At 40.1% G+C, this 22,368-nt stretch carries 26 protein-coding genes; 4 read left to right on the top strand and 22 right to left on the bottom strand.

The genetic code is table 11. The annotated features are described in order from the left end of the window. Positions 1-256 precede the first annotated feature (256 nt). The gene (locus R7F64_RS23085; RefSeq protein WP_318072104.1) at positions 257-1,363 is read left to right on the top strand and encodes a hypothetical protein; all 1,107 of its coding nucleotides are present in this window, start codon (positions 257-259) and stop codon (positions 1,361-1,363) included. A 97-nt stretch (positions 1,364-1,460) separates the two neighbouring features. Here R7F64_RS23085 and R7F64_RS23090 read toward each other — a convergent pair whose 3' ends face one another. The 6 genes from R7F64_RS23090 to R7F64_RS23120 form a co-directional block, all read right to left on the bottom strand. Next, positions 1,461-2,015 carry a chloramphenicol phosphotransferase CPT family protein gene (locus R7F64_RS23090; RefSeq protein WP_052767724.1) on the bottom strand — a complete coding sequence of 185 codons (555 nt, stop codon included), beginning with the start codon at positions 2,013-2,015 and terminating at the stop codon, positions 1,461-1,463. A gap of 183 nt (positions 2,016-2,198) precedes the next feature. Then, positions 2,199-3,110 (bottom strand): HNH endonuclease signature motif containing protein, encoded by a 912-nt coding sequence (locus R7F64_RS23095; RefSeq protein WP_318072105.1) that lies wholly within the window; start codon positions 3,108-3,110, stop codon positions 2,199-2,201. Positions 3,111-3,263: 153 nt separating this feature from the next. Next, entirely contained in the window at positions 3,264-3,860 is a 597-nt protein-coding gene (locus R7F64_RS23100; protein ID WP_318072106.1) for a hypothetical protein, read from the bottom strand. Positions 3,861-3,974: 114 nt separating this feature from the next. Next, positions 3,975-4,454, bottom strand: coding sequence for a hypothetical protein (locus R7F64_RS23105; RefSeq protein WP_021033927.1), 480 nt, complete (start codon positions 4,452-4,454; stop codon positions 3,975-3,977). Positions 4,455-5,074: 620 nt separating this feature from the next. Beyond that, positions 5,075-5,980, bottom strand: a complete 906-nt coding sequence (locus R7F64_RS23110) for an Imm49 family immunity protein (RefSeq protein WP_148299896.1) — start codon at positions 5,978-5,980, stop codon at positions 5,075-5,077. A 1,206-nt stretch (positions 5,981-7,186) separates the two neighbouring features. Continuing rightward, positions 7,187-7,555, bottom strand: coding sequence for a hypothetical protein (locus R7F64_RS23120; RefSeq protein WP_047104422.1), 369 nt, complete (start codon positions 7,553-7,555; stop codon positions 7,187-7,189). 204 nt (positions 7,556-7,759) lie between these two features. Here R7F64_RS23120 and R7F64_RS23125 point away from each other — a divergent pair, with 204 nt between their 5' ends. Both R7F64_RS23125 and R7F64_RS23130 read left to right on the top strand, forming a co-directional pair. After that, positions 7,760-8,044 (top strand): type II toxin-antitoxin system RelB/DinJ family antitoxin, encoded by a 285-nt coding sequence (locus tag R7F64_RS23125; protein ID WP_047104420.1) that lies wholly within the window; start codon positions 7,760-7,762, stop codon positions 8,042-8,044. Next, the gene (locus R7F64_RS23130; RefSeq protein ID WP_047104417.1) at positions 8,041-8,319 is read left to right on the top strand and encodes a type II toxin-antitoxin system mRNA interferase toxin, RelE/StbE family; all 279 of its coding nucleotides are present in this window, start codon (positions 8,041-8,043) and stop codon (positions 8,317-8,319) included. The genes R7F64_RS23125 and R7F64_RS23130 overlap by 4 nt, the downstream gene beginning before the upstream one ends. Positions 8,320-8,475: 156 nt before the next feature. On the opposite strand, the gene R7F64_RS23135 is transcribed toward R7F64_RS23130, so the two are convergent. From R7F64_RS23135 to R7F64_RS23205, 15 genes are all read right to left on the bottom strand, one after another. Next, positions 8,476-8,805 carry a hypothetical protein gene (locus R7F64_RS23135; RefSeq protein ID WP_005500288.1) on the bottom strand — a complete coding sequence of 110 codons (330 nt, stop codon included), beginning with the start codon at positions 8,803-8,805 and terminating at the stop codon, positions 8,476-8,478. A gap of 1,238 nt (positions 8,806-10,043) precedes the next feature. Further along, the gene (locus R7F64_RS23140; RefSeq protein ID WP_025537001.1) at positions 10,044-10,409 is read right to left on the bottom strand and encodes a T6SS amidase immunity protein Tai4 family protein; all 366 of its coding nucleotides are present in this window, start codon (positions 10,407-10,409) and stop codon (positions 10,044-10,046) included. Further along, positions 10,391-10,870 carry a type VI secretion system amidase effector protein Tae4 gene (locus R7F64_RS23145; protein ID WP_025537003.1) on the bottom strand — a complete coding sequence of 160 codons (480 nt, stop codon included), beginning with the start codon at positions 10,868-10,870 and terminating at the stop codon, positions 10,391-10,393. Before R7F64_RS23145 ends, R7F64_RS23140 begins: the two co-directional genes overlap by 19 nt. A 226-nt stretch (positions 10,871-11,096) precedes the next feature. Further along, positions 11,097-12,056: a hypothetical protein gene (locus R7F64_RS23150; RefSeq protein ID WP_213915455.1), complete on the bottom strand. Its 960-nt coding sequence runs from the start codon at positions 12,054-12,056 to the stop codon at positions 11,097-11,099. Between the two features lie 234 nt (positions 12,057-12,290). After that, on the bottom strand, positions 12,291-12,692 hold the full coding sequence (locus R7F64_RS23155) for an HIT family protein (protein ID WP_017636213.1): 402 nt from the start codon (positions 12,690-12,692) through the stop codon (positions 12,291-12,293). 1,235 nt (positions 12,693-13,927) lie between these two features. Beyond that, positions 13,928-14,113 carry a hypothetical protein gene (locus R7F64_RS23160; protein ID WP_318072107.1) on the bottom strand — a complete coding sequence of 62 codons (186 nt, stop codon included), beginning with the start codon at positions 14,111-14,113 and terminating at the stop codon, positions 13,928-13,930. 365 nt (positions 14,114-14,478) lie between these two features. Continuing rightward, positions 14,479-14,715 carry a hypothetical protein gene (locus R7F64_RS23165; RefSeq protein WP_239939224.1) on the bottom strand — a complete coding sequence of 79 codons (237 nt, stop codon included), beginning with the start codon at positions 14,713-14,715 and terminating at the stop codon, positions 14,479-14,481. 146 nt (positions 14,716-14,861) lie between these two features. Then, entirely contained in the window at positions 14,862-15,419 is a 558-nt protein-coding gene (locus R7F64_RS23170) for a nucleotidyltransferase family protein (RefSeq protein WP_122067355.1), read from the bottom strand. A 144-nt stretch (positions 15,420-15,563) separates the two neighbouring features. Next, positions 15,564-15,986 carry a hypothetical protein gene (locus R7F64_RS23175; protein ID WP_053047151.1) on the bottom strand — a complete coding sequence of 141 codons (423 nt, stop codon included), beginning with the start codon at positions 15,984-15,986 and terminating at the stop codon, positions 15,564-15,566. A 183-nt stretch (positions 15,987-16,169) separates the two neighbouring features. Beyond that, positions 16,170-16,568, bottom strand: a complete 399-nt coding sequence (locus tag R7F64_RS23180) for a DUF6232 family protein (protein ID WP_017821406.1) — start codon at positions 16,566-16,568, stop codon at positions 16,170-16,172. 106 nt (positions 16,569-16,674) lie between these two features. After that, entirely contained in the window at positions 16,675-17,169 is a 495-nt protein-coding gene (locus R7F64_RS23185) for a GNAT family N-acetyltransferase (protein ID WP_171346368.1), read from the bottom strand. A 687-nt stretch (positions 17,170-17,856) separates the two neighbouring features. Next, complete coding sequence (locus R7F64_RS23190) at positions 17,857-18,528, bottom strand: DUF1643 domain-containing protein (protein WP_053304460.1); 672 nt, start codon at positions 18,526-18,528, stop codon at positions 17,857-17,859. Positions 18,529-18,673: 145 nt separating this feature from the next. Next, the gene (locus tag R7F64_RS23195) at positions 18,674-19,300 is read right to left on the bottom strand and encodes a hypothetical protein (RefSeq protein ID WP_318072108.1); all 627 of its coding nucleotides are present in this window, start codon (positions 19,298-19,300) and stop codon (positions 18,674-18,676) included. A 135-nt stretch (positions 19,301-19,435) separates the two neighbouring features. Continuing rightward, complete coding sequence (locus tag R7F64_RS23200; RefSeq protein ID WP_140376626.1) at positions 19,436-19,966, bottom strand: hypothetical protein; 531 nt, start codon at positions 19,964-19,966, stop codon at positions 19,436-19,438. A 147-nt stretch (positions 19,967-20,113) separates the two neighbouring features. Continuing rightward, on the bottom strand, positions 20,114-20,578 hold the full coding sequence (locus R7F64_RS23205) for a hypothetical protein (RefSeq protein WP_318072109.1): 465 nt from the start codon (positions 20,576-20,578) through the stop codon (positions 20,114-20,116). Between the two features lie 245 nt (positions 20,579-20,823). Between R7F64_RS23205 and R7F64_RS23215 the strand changes: the two genes are divergently transcribed. Further along, positions 20,824-21,087 carry a hypothetical protein gene (locus R7F64_RS23215; protein ID WP_155486785.1) on the top strand — a complete coding sequence of 88 codons (264 nt, stop codon included), beginning with the start codon at positions 20,824-20,826 and terminating at the stop codon, positions 21,085-21,087. 791 nt (positions 21,088-21,878) lie between these two features. On the opposite strand, the gene R7F64_RS23220 is transcribed toward R7F64_RS23215, so the two are convergent. After that, positions 21,879-22,178 carry a hypothetical protein gene (locus tag R7F64_RS23220; protein ID WP_136977373.1) on the bottom strand — a complete coding sequence of 100 codons (300 nt, stop codon included), beginning with the start codon at positions 22,176-22,178 and terminating at the stop codon, positions 21,879-21,881. Positions 22,179-22,368: the final 190 nt, after the last annotated feature.

Consider the following 22,368-nt stretch of genomic DNA (forward strand, 5'->3'; position numbering starts at 1 on the left):
CAATGCTAAGAGATGGTGTTATGTGGGATACAGATAGCCTCAAAAATTAACTATTGACGCCATAGTCTCTTGTTATGCGATCTTGCGCACATATCTAAGTTATTCAGTTATAAATCTATTGAAAAGTCAAAGTTCACGCCACATGACTGGAGTGATATGCAACAAAACTTTTAACTAAATCTAGCCTAAAGGCAGAGGTGGTATTATTTTCAAATCTAGTAATAAACAAAGTACAAGCGATCAAAAAGTGTTTGCGATGCGCATAACGAGTGATTTTGAAAATCAAGTTTTAATAAGTCAAGCTAAGAGAGAAAGCTTATTGAAAAGATTTTTAGAAAGTGCATCTGAAAAAGAAAAAGAGACATTCATTGAATCTTTGTTTCAATTACACTCTTTACTTAATGAGTATCTAATGTCCTCTAATCGATTTTCAATCATTTTAGATACAAATATAATTCAGGATATTTTGTCTTCAAATGAGAATCGCTTTAGAGAAATAAGATATATCGCAACAAGTTCAATACTCTACTTTTTGGAAGACTACGCTGGAGCTACTATTTCTCTGTGTATAACACCGACTGTTTTGTATGAATTGAATAATCAAAAACCAATTTCTAATATTTCTCAGTATAACAACGCAATGTCTATCGTAGAAGAAGCTGCTATTAAACTTGGCATTTCCACTAACACGATAGGCTTTAGAAATTACAAAGAACTGAAAAACGTAACTAAATTAATTGACAAAGATTCCAATAACATTAAAAAGGCTGTAGAAAAATTAGCAGCACAAGATTGGACTATGAGTTTTGATCGTGAGGATGGCTCTATATCAATCCCAATGGCTGTTGCTGAAAACCTTATACCAGAAATTAAGCTATATTATTTAAGTCCATTTTACGTTAAATGGGCGTTGATGAACTTCGTGGAAAAACGAATGTTTGATCAGAACAAGAAGCAACCGAAAGCTCGCAACATGATGAATAGAGATAAGGATGGGCTATCTAAGCTATTCAAAATTAAGAGTAAAGGAGATTTAATGGGGCTCGCTGATATAGAACTGTTATCTATGGCTGACTTAACATCTCAATGCTCCAGTAACTCTATTGCTATCACGTCAGCAATCACTTATGACAAAGATTTATTCAAGTCTTTAAGTCGACGCCTTGGCTCTTTACACAATGGAGGAAAATTTGAGTCTGGAAAGGATTCTCCAGAGGATGCAGCGTTGCTATTTGTGTATCAAATGAAGAAGTCTCAACAAAGAACTAAGTCCGCGGAAGCTAGACATAATTTTTGTATGGATGCATTCAAAAGCTTTTTAGATGAAAACGTCAGTTCTTATTTCAAAGAAACGGAGACATGATGAATCGCATAACGCCGCATTAAGGTGTGAGTGACGCTTGGCTAAACTTGAGCGAAGCGAAACTGCCAAGCGTTACGAATCACTCTTAAATGCTTTGTTAGGTTTGTTTTCCAATTTCACTTTGAGCCCTAAGCCTCTCAAATGCCGAAGGTTTCGAACCTGACTCAATATACGCAATGATTTCTGATACACAAGCTTCTACGCCTAAACTTGATGTGTCTAATTCAAGGTCATAAGTACGATGACTATGTACGCGATTAAACTGAAAACGGGCTGCTCCTTGTTTGCGGTCACCCCTCGACACTTCACGCGCTTCCAGCACTTCGAGAGGACAGTGCACACCGACGAAGAGCGCAGGCAACCCCTCAAACGCTTTAACACAAGCGTATAACCATTCTGGCTGCTGAAGTACGTAATCTACGATAACGTTATTTCCTGTACGCGCAATAGCTGCTGCTGATTCATGGAAACCATTGACGATATAAGGGAATCGTTCTTCCATTAGTGAGGCATTATTTAGGTCACATTGAGCGATTTGAGACAAGTAAGTATCAACTGAGACATGTAGGTAAACATCAGCCAAAGCCTGTTGCAAGGCATGACTTAATGTCGTTTTTCCAGAGCTGGAAGTTCCATTTAAGAATATTACCAAACCATTAAACTCTTTCTTAAAATCAATATGATAGCGCTAAACTAATTGGTCGCAAGGAAAAACCTAACGCCGCATTAAGGTGTGAGCAACGCTACCACGAAACTCTACCAGAACACCGTAAACACAAAACCCAACGATGAAATGAAAAATGCCAAGCGTTGGGAATCACTCTTAAATGCTTTGTTAGCTGCGCTTTTCCCACAGCTTTGGCAGGTTGAAACTTTCGATAAGTTCTGGGTCATCAGGATCGCCTGTACCATACATAATAATCGCAGGCTCCCAAGTGTCCACAAGGCTCTGCACTATTGAAGTAACCTGACTCCTGATACTCGGTTTACGTTTTATCTTTTCACGTAAATTTGGTCCATCACTTTCCAAATGCAAATACTTACCTTTGCATTTATGTAGAACTGCAGCAAAAATATGCTCTTCATCATAAAATACTGTCAGCGCCAAAGACGGGCGTTCAGGGTTAATATAAATCGATAAGAACGATTTTTCATCCCAGTCACTAGCTGTTATTTTAGTAGCCATACACTCATCTATCGTTTGGCTATAACTTTTCTTGTGGTCAGGGCAAAGTTCTACATCAAGAGGTGAGTCAACGATAACAACTTTAATATTTTTTCCGATATCTTGTATTTCCTGAAGTACATCATCTATCCAGTCTTCTGGAGTACCAAAGTGTAAATGATGCAACTGCTCATATTCAATTGAGCCATCTTTTCGTTGCATAACAAGTTTCATCGAATGAATGAAATCTTCAAAACCAAAAACATTTAATGTAGCAATTATTTCAGGATTTTCTTTTTTTGCTTCACTAACAAAATCTTCCCATCTTGTTTTGTATCTTAGAAGTACTTCCGGCTTTAAGTCTTTGCAAAAGACTTTATGTGTATATTTATCAGGGCGATGGTGGTTATCATGATCACTGACACAGAGTACGGCCAGATTAGACTCCACCGTGTTAGAGTTGTCACCATCTATATGGTGTAATTCAAAACCGACCCCAGATTGCTTGCATACACAACAACGATAAGCATTTTTTTTGAGTAAGTTCATCCGCTGTTTTGGGGTTGGATTTTTTCTTGCCATTTTTGCTCCATATTAATTTGCCAGCTAACGCCCAATTAAGGTGTGAGGCACGCTACCACAAACTCAAATTGAACACTGTAATCACTAAACTTGATTCAAACTAAAAATACCAAGCGTGCTGAATCACTCTTAAATTGTTTGTTATACTCACTGTTACATATCAAGCTTACTGAGAGCTTCGTACGCACATTTACAAATTAGCTCTTCTTGAGCCGATTCAACTATAGATTGCAATTGTTTCTCTATTGCTGTCGTATCAAACGCTGGTAAACCTGGAAATGAAGTATGCAAAGAACCAACGTTTGATTTTTGCTTTAACCTGTAACTGAAATTCTTAGCACACTGTCTAGCAACTAAAATAGTACTTAGAATTGCATATCGAAGTACCTCTGTGTCTGTATAACCATTTTTTAATTTCAAAGCCGTTTTCTGGCTGCTAGATAAACTAGATTTTATGTGATTAATAGTCTCGGGTGTTGAGCTAATATAAACTTTATGCGCATACTCATTTCTCCAATATGCTAATTTCCCGAGTATACCTTTGTAGCTATGTGGAAAAGTACCAAGGGCTATTGCTAGGTCTATTTTTATTCTTACGCTCATCTTCTTAACTTCAACTTTATGGCCTTCACCGAGACCTAAGCTGATCAATTTTTCAATTTCAGATTCGATAATAGAAAACCCAATGATAGATATTTTCATCAGATCATCTAATAACAAAAATTGTTCGATTTGATCATCAAAATCCACTTAATTCTCCTGTGAACATAATGCCGCATTAAGGTGTGAGCAGCGCTTGGCTATATTTGAGCGAAGCGAAACTGCCAAGCGTTGCGAATCACTCTTAAATGCTTTGTTAGGTTTTTACGCAAATAGTTCACTAAACTTCTCTGAATTCCAGACTGAAACAACTGGCGAATCTGATACAACCGCTTTGCTAAAACCATACTTTTCGCTTTTAGTAACGAAAGCTATGGGAACGCTTCTATATAATAAGGCTACTGAATTACCATCAGCCGACCATTGAAAGCTAAAATCTTGCTCTACTGTCTTCTCAATAATTGCTGTTTTGGAAACTAGCCCTTGGTGTAATTGTGGCGGTTCCCCTGCTCTCATTTTCTGCTTCCAAGATTCCTCGGAAACAGGCACGTACTGTATGTACGCAACAGCATCTCTTTCTGGCTTTTGAGTTTGAGGCTTAGTTAGGTAAAGCACCCCAGACTCTTCAAACTCATCGAGAATTGCATAACGTTCGGACACTTCGTTATATGAACTTAAAAACAAACCCTCAGACATTACTACTCCTGACATCAACGTACACAAAATAAACAGAATTTTCTTCATGTGACTCCGAAAACCTAACGCCGCATTAAGGGGTGAACAACGCTACCACTCAACCTAAACCATAGTGCTGTAGACACTAAAGCCGATTCAAACCGAAACCGCCAAGCGTTGTGAATCCCTCTTAAATGCTTTGTTATGTCGCGTCCCCAATGTTTAACGAAAACTCTTTATAGCGTTCAACAAATTCCCGAGCTTCAGCCAAGTCAATCGGATAAGGGACGGAGTCATTATTGTCTCTGTGTGGTCTTATCTTTTGAAACCGAAAGCCATGTGATACTAAAAACCTGATCTTATCCCATTGCTTTTTGTCTGATTGTTTAGGTGCTTTAAAATGGCGTCCAAGATTGTATGAAACATTACCGCAATTTGGGCAAGGTAACTCATTGGGAATACCCTTGGATAATTCGCTGTCACGCTTAAAAGACTTGCAACACTCTAAACAAGCAAATGAAACTGTGTAACTACTGCTCAATTAAACATTTCCTCCTAGCTACATAACGTCCTGTTAAGGTGTGAGCAACGCAATACAAGAGCTGCCGCAAACCACCTTAAACACCAAACGCAACGCATAGTAAAAATGCCACGCGTTGCAAATCACTCTTAAACAGTTTGTTAACTAACTACGATTTGTAAATATCTAAAAAGCTATAGCTCGGCTCGGGCATATTACGGGTGTAGAACGCTTCTGGAACATAATCCGTTTCAAACCCTAAGCGAAAACCGTATTTCTGGTAAGTAAGCTTTGCCAGTGCCAGTAACGGCATAGCAAAATAGCCTACACGCTCTTCCTTTAACTTTTTTTGACTCCAATACTTGTGGTGCCCTTTGACCGCTTCATACATCGCTTGTTGATATTCCGCTTCACCACAACCTGATTTGTTTAGAACTTTTGTCATCACATTAATCGTTGGCAAATCGACAAGGTTAGCGTGTTCAAAGGCTAAACCCTCAAGATACTCAGGCGTACTCACATCAATAAACTTCTGAATTAACGACTTAACGTCGCCAGATTTTATTCCGAGCATGACCATTTGGAGCTCAAAGAAGGTACGGGACCGAACATTATACCACTCAGTGTTTGGGTGGTCGGCTAAGTTGGCAAGGTACTCGATGTCACTCACTTGCTCACAGAATAAAGATAGCCAACTTAAATAGGTCAAATATCGCGCGCCATCGAGAGCATTGTATTCCTCTTTCTTTGCTACTAGAGTCACCTCCGCTTTGGGGAGCACCACCGAAATCGTCTCACCATTACTCAATAGCTGTGACTGCACTAATTTAATATCAAAGTACTGATGCATATCCATTGCTCTAAGACTGGATTCTATGTCTCCAGCCTTGTGGTATAAACTACTGGTTAGATAAAGGCCTGCAAGACTCACGCGATATAAATCGACTTTCCCGATTTTAGAGTAAAGCTCAAAGTCATCTAGCAGTAGTTTACATTTCATCCCGTATGGATTCGAAAGCCTTTTTAGGTGGTCTGCATGGCATGGCATTGGTTTAAAGTGTTCTTTTGATGTCATATAAACATTTCTCTTTAATTTATAAACTGGATCGAAGGAGTTAGTTAACGCCGCATTAAGGGGTGAACAACGCATTCCACCCAAACTAAACCATTGTGCCGTAAACACTAAAGCTGATTCAAACCAAAACTGCCAAGCGTTGTGAATCCCTCTTGAATGCCTTGTTAGTTGCCAAACCCAAGGCTAAGATTTGGAGTTTATTACCGCTTTGCCAACAATGATTTTGCGTGCTTTGAAAGACTCAAATCAGGCGCGGTTTCAAAGCGCCTGTCACTGAAACCACTTGGAACAAACAACGCCGTAGAAAACGGGCTAACAACACCAAAAAGCGCCTTTGGACAAACAATGTTACAGAGCTAACTTTCAACATATAAACCGGTTTCTGAAATATAGAGTCCAACCACAAAAGAAACCAACGCACGATTTTACAAACCCAAATTACTAGAAGTTGAAATACGAAAACCGAGCCAAAAACACACGGACCTTAGCCCTAAATATTTTGTTTTAGCTGCGTTTTTCTCATTGGCAACTAACGCCCAGTTAAGGGGTGAAGCACGCAATACCAATGTTACCGCATGGCACTTCAACACCAAAATCAACGCATACCAAAAATGCCACGCGTGCTGAATCCCACTTGAACTGTTTGTTAGCACGCTGCCCTTTAAGCCTTTGACACACGCCAAGACATTGAAATATAGCACGAAATTTATGGCTTAAAACACCAAAACGAAACGGACAGCTGCCAAACTAAAAACAAACTTCAAGACGTAAGTTGGCTTGAAGAAAAACATGCGAAACTACCCTATTTCGCAGTAATAAAATTTGCAAAGGATTCGATCATCGGACTTCAACAACCACGACAAATAGCCAAATTTAAGGCAGGAAATCAACCGCATCAAAGAAACCGCGCCAGTGAAATAGTCCGAAAGTTAGAAACCGTAAACGACAAACTCAAAGCGAAAACAACTCATATAGTGCCACCGGAGCGAACCTGAAAGGCACATTTGCTCAGGTGCAAAGCGAGGAAAAGAAACCAATAAAAACAGAAACTTTTAGCCTTTGATGTCAACCCAGTGCTAACGCCCTGTTAAGGGGTGAGCAACGCAATACCTAACCCGCCACATACCACCTTAATCACCAAAATCAACGCATAATGAAAATGCCACGCGTTGCGAATCCCTCTTAAGCAGTTTGTTATGTGTTTGGTTAATGCATACAGATTTTATTAACGATTGTTTTCGTAATATCCGCGGAGAAATACTCTTGAGCTTCCTCTTTGGACAAAGCAATAGAATCATAGATAAAGGCAGAACCTTGGGCTGTTACCGTTTGTAACTTACAGTCAACCTTGATTATAGCCTTCAACGAACCTGACTTACCTTCACGATAGATTTTAATGTCGTTCAGCTGGCCCATATCTCCAGCGACATACCACTCATCAAAATATGGCCCGCCGACCATATCTTTATAAACAAACTCACCATCTAAACCAAAAGAACCTTCTTCTGCAAATACTGACGATTGGACGCAACCAAGCATAAATAGTGCTACGCCAAACCTGATTACTTTGTGCATATTTTATCTCAAACTCTGATTACACATAACGCCCAATTAAGGTGTGAGGCACGCAATACGATGCTTCCGCATAACACCTTAATCACTAAAACCAACGCATAGTAAAAATGCCACGCGTGCCGAATCACTCTTAAATTGTTTGTTAGTTGCCCATCTCAAAGCCTAGTGCTAACATTTGTACACACACCAAAAAAGGAATACATCATGGACACTAGAATTCAATTTCGTGTTGATGAAGAAACAAAACGCCTAGCTCAACAAATGGCTGAGAGCCAAGGTCGCACTCTGAGTGACGCATGTCGTGAACTTACTGACCAACTCGCTGAACAACAAAGAAAAACATTATCTCACGATGCATGGCTAACTGAACAAGTAAACCTAGCATTTGAGAAGTTTGACTCAGGAAAATCTGTTTTCGTTGAGCACCAAACTGCTAAGTCTCGAATGGAAGAGCGCAAAGCCAGAATCCGTAATCGAGGTAAGCAATGATTTTATCGGAAGAAGAGTCACTTAATGATCGTGAAAAGATCTTCGAGTTTCTCTATGACTTCAACCCTGATGCGGCAGAAAAAACTGACAACCTCATTGAAGCAAAAGTAGAAAACTTGCTTGAACAACCTTTAATGGGTGTACAACGAGATGGCATCCGCGGACGATTGCTCATTATTCCTGAGATTTCGATGATTGTCTCTTATTGGGTCGAGGGCGATATCATCAGAGTTATGCGTGTACTCCACCAGAAACAAAAATTCCCTACGGATTGATTGCTTCCTCTGGGGAACTAACGCCCTGTTAAGGGGTGAACAACGCAATACCGATGCCGCCGCATACCACCTTAATCACTTAAACCAACGCATAGTGAAAATGCCACGCGTTGTGAATCCCTCTTGAACAGTTTGTTATATGCGTACTGGCACCGATCACCACACATGCAACTTAAAGTAAACCAAGAAAGATGCTATGAGAATAAGACCACACCAAGCGAAAAATACGAAGGCTTTCGCCTCAGTTTCTGCTTCTTCCATATCTGGAAGTAAAGCCATGAAATAGCATCCGATTGGAACTAATTCGTACATTTTACCTGCATATTGGTTATTCATGCCTAAGAAAGGTGGAACATACAAATACAGAGCTGAATAGCTGACAAAAAAGATAGTAACTAAAATTCTATTCCAACCGATCTCTTCGCCTTCTTGGTATAGCTTAAATAACAGGTAAATAGCACCCAATATTGCTAGTATTAAAAACATCCTGTTCAGAAATCCCTAAAGCATATAACGCTCTGCTAAGGGGTGAACAACGCAATACAGATGCCGCCGCAAACCACCTTAATCACCAAAGCCAACGCATAGTAAAAATGCCACGCGTTGTGAATCCCTCTTAAGCAGCTTGTTAGTACGCTGCCCCTAAAGCTTTTGGCGCACGCCAAGATGCTGAAATATAGCACGAAACTTGTGACTAAAAACACTGAAGCAAAACGGGTAACAACCAATCTAAAAGCTAACTTCAAGATGCAAGTTGGATAGAAGAAAAATATGCCAAACTGCCCTTTTTCAACGCTTTCAAATTAAAAAAGGATTCGGGCTTTGGACTTTAACGGCAGCTTCAGAGAAACTTAGTTTTGCCGATAATTTCTCAGCGCCAAAGAGACCACACCAGAGAAATCGCCCAAAAGTTAGAAACCGTAAACGATAAACTCACAACGAAAACTTCACATCTGGCGCCACCGGAGCGAACGTGAAAGGCACATTTGAATAGATGTAAAGTTGGGAAAAGAAACCAATAAACATCAAGACTTTTGACCTTTGATGCCAACCCAGTACTAACGCCTTGCTAAGGTGTGAGTAACGCAATACAAAAGCTACCGCAAAGCGCCTTAATCACATAAGCCACCCGCATAGTAAAAATGCCACGCGTTACGAATCACTCTTAAGCAATTTGTTAGTACATGCGCCACTTCTATTTATGCACTCCAAGATATTGAAAATTGGGATGATATGAAAGGGTTTGAACACTGAAGTGAGACGGGCAGCTACAAAACTTAAACTCGGTTGAGAGACGAGAGTTGGTTAGAAGAAAAACGTACTGAACTCCCCTACTTTTATTGAATTCAAATTAGAAAAGGATTCGATCCTCGTAATTCAACAGCCACACCAAAAGTAATCAAGGATCTCTCAAAAGCCACCACGAAAACGAAGAAACGCCAAAGAAATAGGCTAAGAGTGAGAAGCCGTAAACGGTGAAATCAAAGTGAACACTCCACATATAGTGCCACCGGAAAGAACGTGAAAGGCACTGACTGAAAGGTGTAAATTCGAGCGCCAAAACAGATAAACACCAGAACTTGTGACCTTTGATGTCAAACCCGTACTAACGCCCTGTTAAGGTGTGAGCAACTCAATACCGATGCCGCCGCAAACCACCTTAAACACAAAACGCAACGCATAGTAAAAATGCCATGCGTTGCGAATCACTCTTAAACAGTTTGTTATAACTCTGATTTTGCCTTAGTCAATAGCTTATGAACTTCATCTGAGTTAGCGAAGTCTAAGCAATATGCTAATTCTATTGAACTACCACTTTTTGATTTATAAGAGTCAATATTCTCATTGCTCAATAACTCACTGAGCTCAAAAAATGCATCCAAAGGCAAATTAGAAAACTCTCTGTAGCCTTGCATTGCCGTTACCGCATCTTTGGCTACATCTGAGCCCTTGTAATAAGTCGCAATACAAGAAGAAAGTGCATATTTTTTAAATAACTGCTCATCACTTTGAGTGCTCAATGGACTTGCGCTTAATCCCACACTAAAAGTTGCAATAAATATAGTGCTGACTAATCCTCTAGTTTCCATAAGTACGCCTTCTTTGCTTGTGGGAAGTAACAACTATCCGTACATCTTGAGCCAGTCCAAATACTTGCATGCCCTGATGCATCTAGCCAAGTATCCACATCAACGACCAATATACCTTTGTAGTCAGCCAACTTATTCGCGTTGGGATTTTCAATTACAACCTCAGGATCACCAAACTTTTGATGCAAGAAGCTGATCAAATCCCTGACTCTGTAGATATACCAATTTCCCTGTCCACCAGATACAGTTTTATTTTTAATGTAAGGAACCTTAAAACCAGCATAATTAAGTGCATAGGACATCCGAATTGCACATGCATTTTCAAAACGGCCCTGCTCTGGTGTTAGCACATTGATATTGTGATTCACTTTACCACCAATTATTGTACCAACGTCCGATACATCTCGGTTAACCTTTGCAAAAGCCACTTTCATTTTTAGTAAGCTAGGACGTGCTGCCATTGAAAAACCTCCCCATCAATTGTTTGAACGAAAAGGTCTCACAAAATAAGCGACCATACTAACAACAAGTTAATCGTTCTTGAGGCTCTTCAAGATCAAAGGTGTAACAATGAAACTGACAAAAGAGTTATAACGCCGCATTAAGGTGTGAGCAGCGCTTGGCTATACTTGAGCGAAGCGAAAATGCCAAGCGTTGAGAATCACTCTTAAATGCTTTGTTAGGGCTCTACTCGCTGTCTGAGAATAAGTCTTGTTGGGCTTCTTTCAAAGCTTTTTGGTGGCGATACTTTTTACCCTGAAGAGTTTCTTCAAACGTATTTTCTTGCCTGTTTTCGATCACTGTATCTACAGAGTACCCTGTAATAACAACCTCGCCGACCTCATCCAGCTTTCGATGTATGTGTAAAACACATTTAATTGCTGCGCCATGAGTAAAGCTGATTTTTTCGGTCAAGACATCATGTTTAAACTCTTTATCTTTCATTGAAAAGCTAATGCTTTCACCTTGATAGATTCCTTTCCAATGATGTTTTCCACTGCGCAAAACGGGAGATATTATTTCAATAACAGCATTTTCATCGACTTGAACAGGCAATGCATTCGAGTGCAATATAAAGCGTTTGAAATCAGCGCGTTCAACAATTACTTCTTTAAATGCTTCCTCTCCAGCTTCATCTAACCCATTGATACCAATTTTAGATACTTTTGGAGTATTATTTAGCCGCTTATAAAAATTAGACTTGCGCGTAACCACTTTGTAATTACTGTCGACTAACTCAGCTACTTTTTCAATTGTTGATTCTGTTAAGCTGTCATTTTCTAACTCTTGCTCAAGCTTCGCTAAACGAGCTTTTCGCTCAAGAATACTTAATTTTAGGTCTTCTATTTGTAGTTGCTCAAGCTGAGGGTCTGTTGTAGGAATACGCGATACTATAATGCTGGCAACGCCAATAATAACAGAAAGAACACCTGCATTGGCGTTGGCAAGTGCCCAAATATCTCTTAATCCACCTTCTTTCCACGCTTCCGCTTCAATCACGATATGAGTATTGAGAACCTTTGCTACTTCTTGAACAATCGCGATTAGCTCTGATTCACACTTGTTACGAGCAATCGCATCCATACGATGCGAGTCATTGTCTAGATAGTAATGCAGTTGCAGTTTTGTTGACTGAGTTAGAAGCATGGATTTACCTTTTTAAAATTCCCAGCATAGAAATAAGGTTTTGTCGAAACAATTTCAAGGATGCAAAGATGTAATCTTGAGAGTTTTGTGATGGAGCCCTAACGCCTTGTTAAGGTGTGAGGCACGCAATACCGAAGCTTCTGCATACCACCTAACCACTAAAACCAACGCATAGTCAAAATGCCACGCGTGCCGAATCACTCTTGAACAATTTGTTAGCATATTTTTCAATGCTCATAGTTCTTTAAGTGATTCTCTTAGTTTATCCATAGTTTGAATTCCAAGTTCACTACTAACCCAACCGTACTGGTCGCCATGGAACCTAGGGAAAATATGCAAATGGTAGTGATCGAGCTCGTTGAAATGAGGTGCCTCTCCATTGTTTTGCATAAAGCCGATACCATCGGGATTGAACTTAGCTTCTATACGTTTATATAAATCTCTTGCAACGTCGGTGATCTCTAAAAACACAGACTCAGGCAGGTCGATGAAAGTACGATATTGAGTCTTAGGACAGATTAAAATATGTCCAAAGTTGATTGGGTCATGATCTGCAAAAGCTATAACTTGGTCAGATTCATACACGATGACCGAGTCAATTTCACGATTAACAATTTGTTCGACTATCGTAGTCATCTGAACTCCTATCAAAGTATGCTAACGCCTTGCTAAGGTGTGAGTAACGCAATACAAAAGCTACCGCATAGCGCCTTAATCACCATAAACCACCGCAAAGTAAAAATGCCATGCGTTACGAATCACTCTTAAGCAATTTGTTAGTACATGCGCTACTTCTATTTATGCGCTCCAAGATATTGAAAAGTGGCATGATATGAAAGGCTTTGAACACTGAAGTGAGACGGGCAGCTACAAAACTTTACACCAGATGAAAGACGAAAGTTGGCTAGAAGATAAACGCACTGAACAGCCCTACTTTTACTGGCTTCAAATTAGAAAAGGATTCTTTCCTCGTACTTGAACAGCCACACCAAAAATAATCAAGGTTCTCTCAAAAGCCACCACGAAAATGAAAAAGCGCCAAAGAAATAGACTAAGAGTTAGAAACCGTAAACGGTGAAATCAAAGCGAACACTCCGCACATAGTGCCACCGGAAAGAACGTGAAAGGCACTAAGTGAAAGGTGTAAAAACGAGCGCCAAAACAGATAAACACCAAAACTGATAACCTTTGATGTCAAACCCGTACTAACGCCTTGCTAAGGGGTGAGTAACGCAATACAAAAGCTACCGCACAGCGCCTTAATCACCCTAAGCCACCGCATAGTAAAAATGCCACGCGTTACGAATCACTCTTAAGCAATTTGTTAGTACATGCGCTACTTCTATTTATGCGCTCCAAGATATTGAAAACTGGCATAATATGAAAGGCTTTGAACACTGAAGTGAGACGGGCAGCTACAAAACTTTTCCCCGATTGAAAGACGAAAGTTGGCTAGAAGAAAAACGCACTGAACTGCCCTACTTTCACTGGCTTCAAATTAGAAAAGGATTCTTTCCTCGTACTTCAACAGCCGCACCAAAAGTAACCAAGGTTCTCTCAAAAGCCACCACGAAAATGAAGAGGCGCTAAAGAAATAGGCTAAGAGTTAGAAGCCGTAAACGATGAAATCAAAGCGAACACTCCGCACATAGTGCCACCGGAAAGAACGTGAAAGGCACTAACTGAAAGGTGTAAAGACGAGCGCCAAAACAGATAAACACCAAAACTTATGACCTTTGATGTAAAACCCGTACTAACGCCCTGTTAAGGGGTGAGCAACGCAATACCAAAGCCGCCGCAAACCACCTTAAACACTAAAATCAACGCATAGTAAAAATGCCACGCGTTGCGAATCCCTCTTGAACAGTTTGTTATGTGCGTTGCTCAAATTCATACTCTGTAAGACTCCATTGCTTTGGACTTGACCAACTGATTTCTTTGAATGATGTTCTTAGGTCACCGCTCAATAAAAGTTGCTTCATAAAATGGCTAGGTGAAATATAAGCTTTATCATCGTAAGCAAACACAAAACCCTGCTTATTGAGCTCAACCATCATCTGTTTGGTTTCCTTTGATTGAATCCCAACATTGAGATCAAGCTCATCAATACGACCGCCTGTATCACCATCTCGACTGCTATTGCTTAACTTTATTGAGGTATTATCTATGGCAACAACGTGCGCCGGAGGGACTTCTCCTGACTGACCAAACTCAACTTTGTAAGGAGGCTTGTTTTATCATTTGATCTACAAGCACATAACGCCTTGTTAAGGTGTGAGGCACGCAATACCGAAGCTTCCGCATACCACCTTAACCACTAAACCAACGCATGGTAAAAGTGCTACGCGTGCCGAATCACTCTTAAACAATTTGTTATATGCCTAATCACAGGTTTCAATGGATGATGTTATCAACAGGCCTGTTAATTCAGGGCTTCAAACTTACAAGCTAAACATTCATCCCCATCGACGTACTCAGAGAACCAATAATGTGGGTCATTCACCTCACGGAAAGTCGCAAGACTATATTGCTGAGAGAATCGGTACTTCAATATGATAAGCCTGCGACACTTAGGCGGCCATTCCGCTTTCTCTAAAATGACATTTCTATTAGTCAGTTCTGACTTTAAAATCTCGTTCAAAAACACGCTTTCGAACATTTAATTTGTCCTCATGGCATATAACGCCCTGTTAAGGGGTGAGCAACGCAATACCGATGCCTCTGCAAACCACCTTAATCACCAAAACCAACGCATAGTGAAAATGCCACGCGTTGCGAATCCCTCTTGAACAGTTTGTTAGTTGGCTATTCCCAAGGCTCCACTGTAATGTCAGGCCAACGCTTACGATAGCCATCGACCATTTGGTTGTAGCTTTCGCGCGTCATTGCAATCGGATTTGGCTTTACCCGTTTATAGAATGCATCAGTTAGCCCATAAGGCGAGTAAATACGCATTGTACCGTTTGAATTTAACCTAAATCCGATCGCAAATGCAGATAACCAAGAATCAATGCCATGCTCTACTTTTGTATATGCAGGTATAGTTTGGCCAAATCTATGAGGGTACCATTCATGAACACGAGCTTGGTTTACCACATCAATTGGGACTTTATGATTTACGATACTGTTAATTCGACTGCTGTAGCTTTCTTCATTAGATGTACTAGCGATATCGAAGTAAACAATATCGAAGTCCTTAACATTCTTGAGTGGTCTTTCACCTGATAGTGAGTTCCAAATCAGTTGTGTGACTGAACCTCCAGCAATAAAGTAATCAGGTAATCCAACGTCAATACATGCTTGTGCAGTTTCCATTAGCTCAGGAGTATTTCTAATTAACTTTTCCAGTTGACGTTCTAACATGTTCCCCCCTGCCAACTAACGCCCAATTAAGGGGTGAGCCACGCGACCACCACACTTAATTTGGACGCCTTAAACACTGAACTGGCCCCAAATCCAAAATGCCAAGCGTGGGGAATCCCTCTTAAATTGTTTGTTAGTGCGACCTCAAAAGTTGCGACGAATCAGGTCGAACAGAGGCTTAAGACGTATGCCAAAGCCATAAAAGTTCGGCTCAAACATTAATATGTCTGTCTTGCTCACAGCCTCTGTCGAAAGAACACAATTATAAAAAAAGCGGGTTTTACCTTCTCTTTGTCTATCGAAGCTGATAATCCCCTCTTTAGCCATTTCGTTGATAGTGTAACAGTATAAATCCAATTCTTCCTGGAACGGGTTCCCGTCACCACTACTATATCCACTTTCCCAAGACTTCATCACGTCGTAATAATTAACCAACTTCCTTTTTGATTTTGGTGTATCTCGCCCTTCAATGTTGAATCCATCAATATCAATGGGCTTTGGATAAGATTTGTATAACATGCTAAAGATATGTTTTTTGCACTTCTTATATACTTTTCGATTATTCAAAACTTTACATCCTATAAACTATCAGAATATTCTAACCTATCGCTACCAAAGGTTTAGCTTGAGCACTAACGCCTTGTTAAGGTGTGAGGCACGCAATACCGAAGGTTCCGCATAACACCTTAACCACTAAAACCAACGCATGGTAAAAATGCCACGCGTGCCGAATCACTCTTGAACAATTTGTTATACGAATTTTTTCAGTGCCGACACTTGCTGTTCAAATAACTCACAATCTGACTTTGAGTATGACTTAGCTACATTAACCCATTGAACGCCCGTTTCATCTATGTGGCGAAACTCGACTTGAAGTGCATATTTAGAACAACGAAAAAGAGCAAAAACCAAACCTACAACCGTCAGACTAAGAACTAAAACTAGTAGCCATTGTGGCACCTCTTCCAACCTTGGAATAACTAACCAAACTGCCCCTGAAAACACACACACCCAGAATAAAACTTGACCTAAATTATCAAGAAAACTTAACTTTTTAACCCTAACATTGTTTATCTTAGACAAAGGATATGAGTCTTTCTTAAACCTGAACTCTTTTGAATCCAAGTTAAAATCAGTATTTTTGTACATAATTTCCCTCTATTCGTATAACGCCGCATTAAGGTGTGAGCGATGCTTGGCTATACTTGAGCGAAGCGAAACTGCCAAGCGTTGCGAATCACTCTTGAATGCTTTGTTATGTGCGTGCTAAACGGTAGCGCCTTACCGTACCCTCATTGTCATCTGTGTAGTTACCGAGGTATTCACCACCACAGTTTTCGATGACCTTTTGAGACGCGGGATTATCAATTGAACAAGTAACAATAACTGAATCAGTGACAACATGGTCTCGCACCCAAGCAAGCAGAAATGAGGCTACACCCTTACCACGAGCAGACGGTCTAGTTTCATAGCCAACATGACCAATGACATTTTCTACGTTGGCATTAGTACCTTTGCGAACTCGGATTGCACCTAAAATTTCGGAGTTCGATACACAGTAGTAAGTTGTGCTAGGTAAACATCCCTTTGGTAACTCGGAGATTGCCTTTGAACGTTCGACCAAACCTGACAAATAAGCTGTCGGATCTTGCTCCACACCCAAATATTTTGGAATACCCGATTCTAGGCATTCTTTCGCATAACTCGCTAATATTGGGGCCAAATCAGGGTTGGCCTCTATCACTTCCATGTAAATTTTCCTCATAAGCACATAACGCCCAATTAAGGGGTGAGTAACGCAACACCAATGCCACCGCAAACCACCTTAATCACTAAAATTAACGCATACCAAAAATGCCACGCGTTACGAATCCCTCTTGAATTGTTTGTTAGTACGCTGTCCTTGAAGCCCTTTAAACAAGCCAAGATGTTGAAATATAGCACGAAATTCATGAATTAAAACGCTGGAACCAAACGGACAACTACAAAACTGGAAACCAACTTCAAAACGTAAGTTGGCTAGAAGAAAAACGCGCTCAACTCCCCTACTTTTACTGGCGTCAAATTAGAAAAGGATTCATTCCTCGCACTTCGACGGCAACACCAAAGAAAGACAATTCTGGCTTAGTAAAACCACGAAAGAGAAAAAGCACCAAAGAAATAGGCTAAGAGTTAGAACCCGTAAACGGTGAAATCAAAGCGAACACTCCGCATATAGTGCCACCGGAAAGATTGTTAAAGGCACTAACTGAAAGGTGCAAATACGAGCGCCAAAACAGATAAACACCAAAACTTATGACCTTTGATGTCAAACCCGTACTAACGCCCAATTAAGGTGTGAAGCACGCGACTACGACACTTAATTTGACCACCGTAAACACTAAACTCAACCCAAACCCAAAATGCCAAGCGTGCTGAATCACTCTTAAATTGTTTGTTATGTGTTTAATTCCGCGTTCATAGATTCAAGCCAATCAAGCTTTTGCTGTTTATTATATGGACTAGGGTATCTAAACCAAGGGCTTTCAAGTGGTAACCCTTTCACATTTGGTACTTGTTTAAGAAAAGTTTTAGCCGATTCTCTAAGTACAGCAGTTGAGCCCCAAGCCACAATTACAGTTTTGCTCTCTGAACAATATTGCTTCAGCTCACAACGTCTATCTTTATGTGTCAAGCTATGAGGATTAGAGTTATCTAATGTTTTAGCTTTTTGAAATTCAGTAGAAAATTTGCCACTGTTTCCATTTCGCAAATCAGATAAGTTTATAACTCGTACATGCTTCCATTCATTTAGCAACATAAGGCGCATAATTTGATATTGAGCATTGTCTGGTCGCGTAGAGACTATTTCCTTTTCCCAAGAATTAGACATTATTTGATCAATAGAATACGTTTTCGGAACGTAATCAGCACTTAATGGTTTAGATGAACCAGGGTTCATCATAACAACTAAGGTACAAGGCTTTGAACTGGCTATATCTCCAACTGATTTGGATACAATTTCTAAAACACTTCTACACTTGAAAGTTTCATTTTTGATTTTTAGATCGTAAAAGTGACCATAAACAGAGAATTTCGTTTTTAATTCTTTTGCATAAATAAATCCCATTAAAACTCCAATTATTCGAAAACACATAACGCCGCATTAAGGTGTGAGCAACGTTACCACGAAACTCAACCATACCACCGTAAACACTAAACCCAACGATGGAATAAAAAATGCCAAGCGTTGGGAATCACTCTTAAATGCTTTGTTAGCCATGTACTTGAAAGATGTAGATCGCATTACCATTTACAAGCTGATCTTCAAAAATTCTCTCAATTTTAATTGCACTGGACAATGGGAATAACTCCAAGTTGATGTCCTTAGCTATGTTTTTATTGAAATGGCTATTCTTACTACTTTTGTCTGAGGGAGAAATTGAAAATACCGTATTTAAAGGCTCATCAAAGAGTTTAGAGAAGCTATTACTTTTATTCGAGATATAGCGTTTCATTACGTAATCTGTTGCCATTACAAAGTATAAATTACCACCTAATTCAGACGTGAATTTTAGTTTGATTAAATCAACAACTAACTTCGCCATGTATTGAGTGGTATCTTGCTTTTTACTTGGAATCTCTTTGAAATATTTCATTTCCACTACAGATTCTGGGCGTGAGCCATTGCTATAAGTAACTAGATCTATTTCACGACCCTTAAAGCTAGGATGAGGGTGAGATAACTCTAGAACACAAGAATCGGCACTATATCCAGATTCCAGTAATGCTGCAAAGAGATCATACCGAAGACAATCTTCAGTTATATCCTTAGCTGAATACCTCTGAAGACGCTTTGAGAAGTTATCTGAAAATATTTGAAATGAATCTGCAATACTCATTTTTACTCCGAAAATGGCTAACGCCTTGTTAAGGTGTGAGGCACGCAATACAGAAGCCTCTGCATACCACCTTAACCGCTAAACCTGACGCATAGCAAAAATGCCACGCGTGCCGAATCACTCTTGAACAATTTGTTATGTGCCTTTGCGAAGAGAGCCCCAATACACTTTGTGCCTGTCAGCCAAAGGAATGATTTTATATTTTTGAATACCAAGCAGGCACCCAACCCTTGAATGCCCCTCAACTAAATGAGGTATGCCAGATTTACCACCAAGAACATTTGCATCTAGAAATATCGGTGGAGTTAACCAAGTACCATGCTTTTTCCAATGATTGAGTACTTCCTCTCGGCAATCAATCACTGCCTCTCCGATGTCGTTGAAATGCGCTGCATCTTCAGATACCTCCTCAAGAAAATCAGGAAATGAAGCATTGCTACCTATCTGCAAAAACTTCGTCGTATCAAAATCAACTAGCTCCCACTTTAGATCAGGAAGTGATAGATCACCGTAGAGAGCTAAAAAGCGACTGTTGGCATTATGATCAATATAAAACTGTTCAATCACAGAATCAGGCGCACTAACCCCATGCAGCTTGAGTAAATCGATACTCTTATCTGTGCTATATGGATCTAGTGCAATTTTCGACAAGTCTTTATACTTCAATTTATTGCCTCAAAACTCTGGTGGCACATAACGCCGCATTAAGGTGTGAGCAACGCTACCACAAAACTTAACCATACCACCGTAAACACCAAACCCAACGATGGAATGAAAAATGCCAAGCGTTGAGAATCACTCTTAAATGCTTTGTTAGGTATTTGTCCAGCTCTCGTACTGCACCAAAGCTCTTTCTGATATCTCATCAAATGAAGTCCCTAAAACAAGGCACCTTGCTCTGACATACTCTTCTACAAGATCAGTAGCTTTGGCGATTACTTTTTTAATCTCAATTAGTTCATCGATTAATGAACGCATACTACCTTGTTTTGTGATATGCCCAGTATAAATACGCGGTAGCTGATGAGTATATTTATTTCTTGCAGCCAATGCATTTTCTAGCACTTCAGACTCGTGAACGGAAAAGTAAATTTCCTGTTTAAGATGACTAATAGTTCTTCCCAAGTTGAGCTTCTTGTCTGCTAAATCTTCACTATTTTGTAAATCGAGAAGTAATTCAGATAGACACTCCAACGCACTAGCTTCTAGAGCTACTTCACCAATTGCCGCATGCAATATAGTATTCTTCATTTCTACAGATTGTACTTCAAAATCCAAAATTATCTCCTGATACCTAACGCCCTGTTAAGGGGTGAGCAACGCAATACCGAAGCTGCTGCAAACCGCCTTAAACACTAAAACCAACGCATAGTAAAAATGCCACGCGTTGCGAATCCCTCTTGAACAGTTTGTTAGTCGCGAGGCACCGAGCAACAATTTTAAGCCGAACTAAACTTTGCGGACAACAAGCTTTATGTGCTTTGATGCACTTAAGTCAGGCGTAGTCTCAAAGCGGCTACTCAATGAAACCACTTGGAACAAACAACGCCGCAGAGAAAGGACTGACAACACCAAAAAGCGCTTTTGGAAAGCCTATTTCACAGTGCGGACTTTCAACAAAGTCACTGAAACCACGTGGAACTTACAGCACCAGAGAAAACGCCCTTTCAGCAAGTAAATATGCTTTTAAACCAACAAACTCACCGAGCAGATTTGCAACCAAAAACAGATTTTCGATTGCCCCGTGCTATCACCAACAAAGAACAAAGCAACCGCGTGGAAAATAGCAATGCATTGATTTAAAACCGATGAAACAGAGCTTTGACCGTCGAAGATGGAACTATGAATCAAACAACCAGCAGCCAAGTTTCGAGCTTAGAAACATGATTTTGATTGCTAGCTTTTTCTGGCGACTAACGCCTTGCTAAGGTGTGAGTAACGCAATACAAAAGCTACCGCACAGCGCCTTAATCACCATAAGCCACCGCATAGTAAAAATGCCACGCGTTACGAATCACTCTTAAGCAATTTGTTAGTACATGCGCCACTTCTATTTATGCGCTCCAAGATATTGAAAAGTGGCATGATATGAAAGGCTTTGAACACTGAAGTGAGACGGGTAGCTACAAAACTTTACCCCGATTGAAAGACGAAAGTTGGCTAGAAGAAAAATGCACTGGACTGCCTTACTTTGCCAATTTCAAATTAGAAAAGGATTCTTTCCTCGTACTTCAACAGCCACACCAAAAGTAATCAAGGTTCTCTCAAAAGCCACCAAAAAATTGAAGAAGTGCCAAAGAAATAGACTAAGAGTTAGAAGCCGTAAACGGTGAAATCAAAGCAAACACTCCGCATATAGTGCCACCGGAAAGAACGTGAAAGGTACAAACTGAAAGGTGTAAAGACGAGCGCCAAAACAGATAAACACCAAAACTGATGACCTTTGATGTCAAACCCGTACTAACGCCCAATTAAGGTGTGAGGCACGCAATACTGAAGCCTCAGCATATCACCTTAAACACTAAAGCCAACGCATAGTAAAAATGCCACGCGTGCCGAATCACTCTTAAATTGTTTGTTATAACTCTTTAGAATAGATACTCAACTTACAAGTTTCACACTCTGAAGTACCTACCCCGAGAACAATATTTGATTTAGTACCAAATGGATTTTTACATCTTGGGCACGGCATACGTGCGATTGCAATTCGCCGCCTGTAAAAGAATACAAATGCAAGAATCCCAAAAAAAGGAGCTAATATTGGTATAGTAAACTCTGCAATTACTCCCAACACGATACTCACGATTATAGGCTTTGATAAAGTGTAATCACTTTTCCTCGCCTCCAAAATTTCATCTATTTCTTTTTTAAAACTCATAATCTTCCATTGAGTTATAACGCCCTGTTAAGGGGTGAGCAACGCAATACCGATGCCGCCGCATACCACCATAAACACTTAAACCAACGCATAGTGAAAATGCCACGCGTTGCGAATCCCTCTTGAACAGTTTGTATGGATAATAAGTACTCCAATCGGGTAAGGTGAGACCCAGACTTTAGCTGCAACT

This window comes from Vibrio sp. Vb1980 (assembly GCF_033338615.1).
GTDB classification, from domain to species: domain Bacteria; phylum Pseudomonadota; class Gammaproteobacteria; order Enterobacterales; family Vibrionaceae; genus Vibrio; species Vibrio alginolyticus.

Excerpts from the sequence above, each read along its gene's own strand:
- R7F64_RS23085 (WP_318072104.1), top strand. The coding sequence starts at position 257 with ATGCGCATAACGAGTGATTTTGAAAATCAAGTTTTAATAAGTCAAGCT.
- R7F64_RS23095 (WP_318072105.1), bottom strand. The coding sequence starts at position 3,110 with ATGGCAAGAAAAAATCCAACCCCAAAACAGCGGATGAACTTACTCAAA.
- R7F64_RS23105 (WP_021033927.1), bottom strand. The coding sequence starts at position 4,454 with ATGAAGAAAATTCTGTTTATTTTGTGTACGTTGATGTCAGGAGTAGTA.
- R7F64_RS23110 (WP_148299896.1), bottom strand. The coding sequence starts at position 5,980 with ATGACATCAAAAGAACACTTTAAACCAATGCCATGCCATGCAGACCAC.
- R7F64_RS23120 (WP_047104422.1), bottom strand. The coding sequence starts at position 7,555 with ATGCACAAAGTAATCAGGTTTGGCGTAGCACTATTTATGCTTGGTTGC.
- R7F64_RS23125 (WP_047104420.1), top strand. The coding sequence starts at position 7,760 with ATGGACACTAGAATTCAATTTCGTGTTGATGAAGAAACAAAACGCCTA.
- R7F64_RS23130 (WP_047104417.1), top strand. The coding sequence starts at position 8,041 with ATGATTTTATCGGAAGAAGAGTCACTTAATGATCGTGAAAAGATCTTC.
- R7F64_RS23135 (WP_005500288.1), bottom strand. The coding sequence starts at position 8,805 with ATGTTTTTAATACTAGCAATATTGGGTGCTATTTACCTGTTATTTAAG.
- R7F64_RS23140 (WP_025537001.1), bottom strand. The coding sequence starts at position 10,409 with ATGGAAACTAGAGGATTAGTCAGCACTATATTTATTGCAACTTTTAGT.
- R7F64_RS23145 (WP_025537003.1), bottom strand. The coding sequence starts at position 10,870 with ATGGCAGCACGTCCTAGCTTACTAAAAATGAAAGTGGCTTTTGCAAAG.
- R7F64_RS23150 (WP_213915455.1), bottom strand. The coding sequence starts at position 12,056 with ATGCTTCTAACTCAGTCAACAAAACTGCAACTGCATTACTATCTAGAC.
- R7F64_RS23155 (WP_017636213.1), bottom strand. The coding sequence starts at position 12,692 with ATGACTACGATAGTCGAACAAATTGTTAATCGTGAAATTGACTCGGTC.
- R7F64_RS23160 (WP_318072107.1), bottom strand. The coding sequence starts at position 14,113 with ATGATGGTTGAGCTCAATAAGCAGGGTTTTGTGTTTGCTTACGATGAT.
- R7F64_RS23165 (WP_239939224.1), bottom strand. The coding sequence starts at position 14,715 with ATGTTCGAAAGCGTGTTTTTGAACGAGATTTTAAAGTCAGAACTGACT.
- R7F64_RS23170 (WP_122067355.1), bottom strand. The coding sequence starts at position 15,419 with ATGTTAGAACGTCAACTGGAAAAGTTAATTAGAAATACTCCTGAGCTA.
- R7F64_RS23180 (WP_017821406.1), bottom strand. The coding sequence starts at position 16,568 with ATGTACAAAAATACTGATTTTAACTTGGATTCAAAAGAGTTCAGGTTT.
- R7F64_RS23185 (WP_171346368.1), bottom strand. The coding sequence starts at position 17,169 with ATGGAAGTGATAGAGGCCAACCCTGATTTGGCCCCAATATTAGCGAGT.
- R7F64_RS23190 (WP_053304460.1), bottom strand. The coding sequence starts at position 18,528 with ATGGGATTTATTTATGCAAAAGAATTAAAAACGAAATTCTCTGTTTAT.
- R7F64_RS23195 (WP_318072108.1), bottom strand. The coding sequence starts at position 19,300 with ATGAGTATTGCAGATTCATTTCAAATATTTTCAGATAACTTCTCAAAG.
- R7F64_RS23215 (WP_155486785.1), top strand. The coding sequence starts at position 20,824 with ATGAAACCACTTGGAACAAACAACGCCGCAGAGAAAGGACTGACAACA.
- R7F64_RS23220 (WP_136977373.1), bottom strand. The coding sequence starts at position 22,178 with ATGAGTTTTAAAAAAGAAATAGATGAAATTTTGGAGGCGAGGAAAAGT.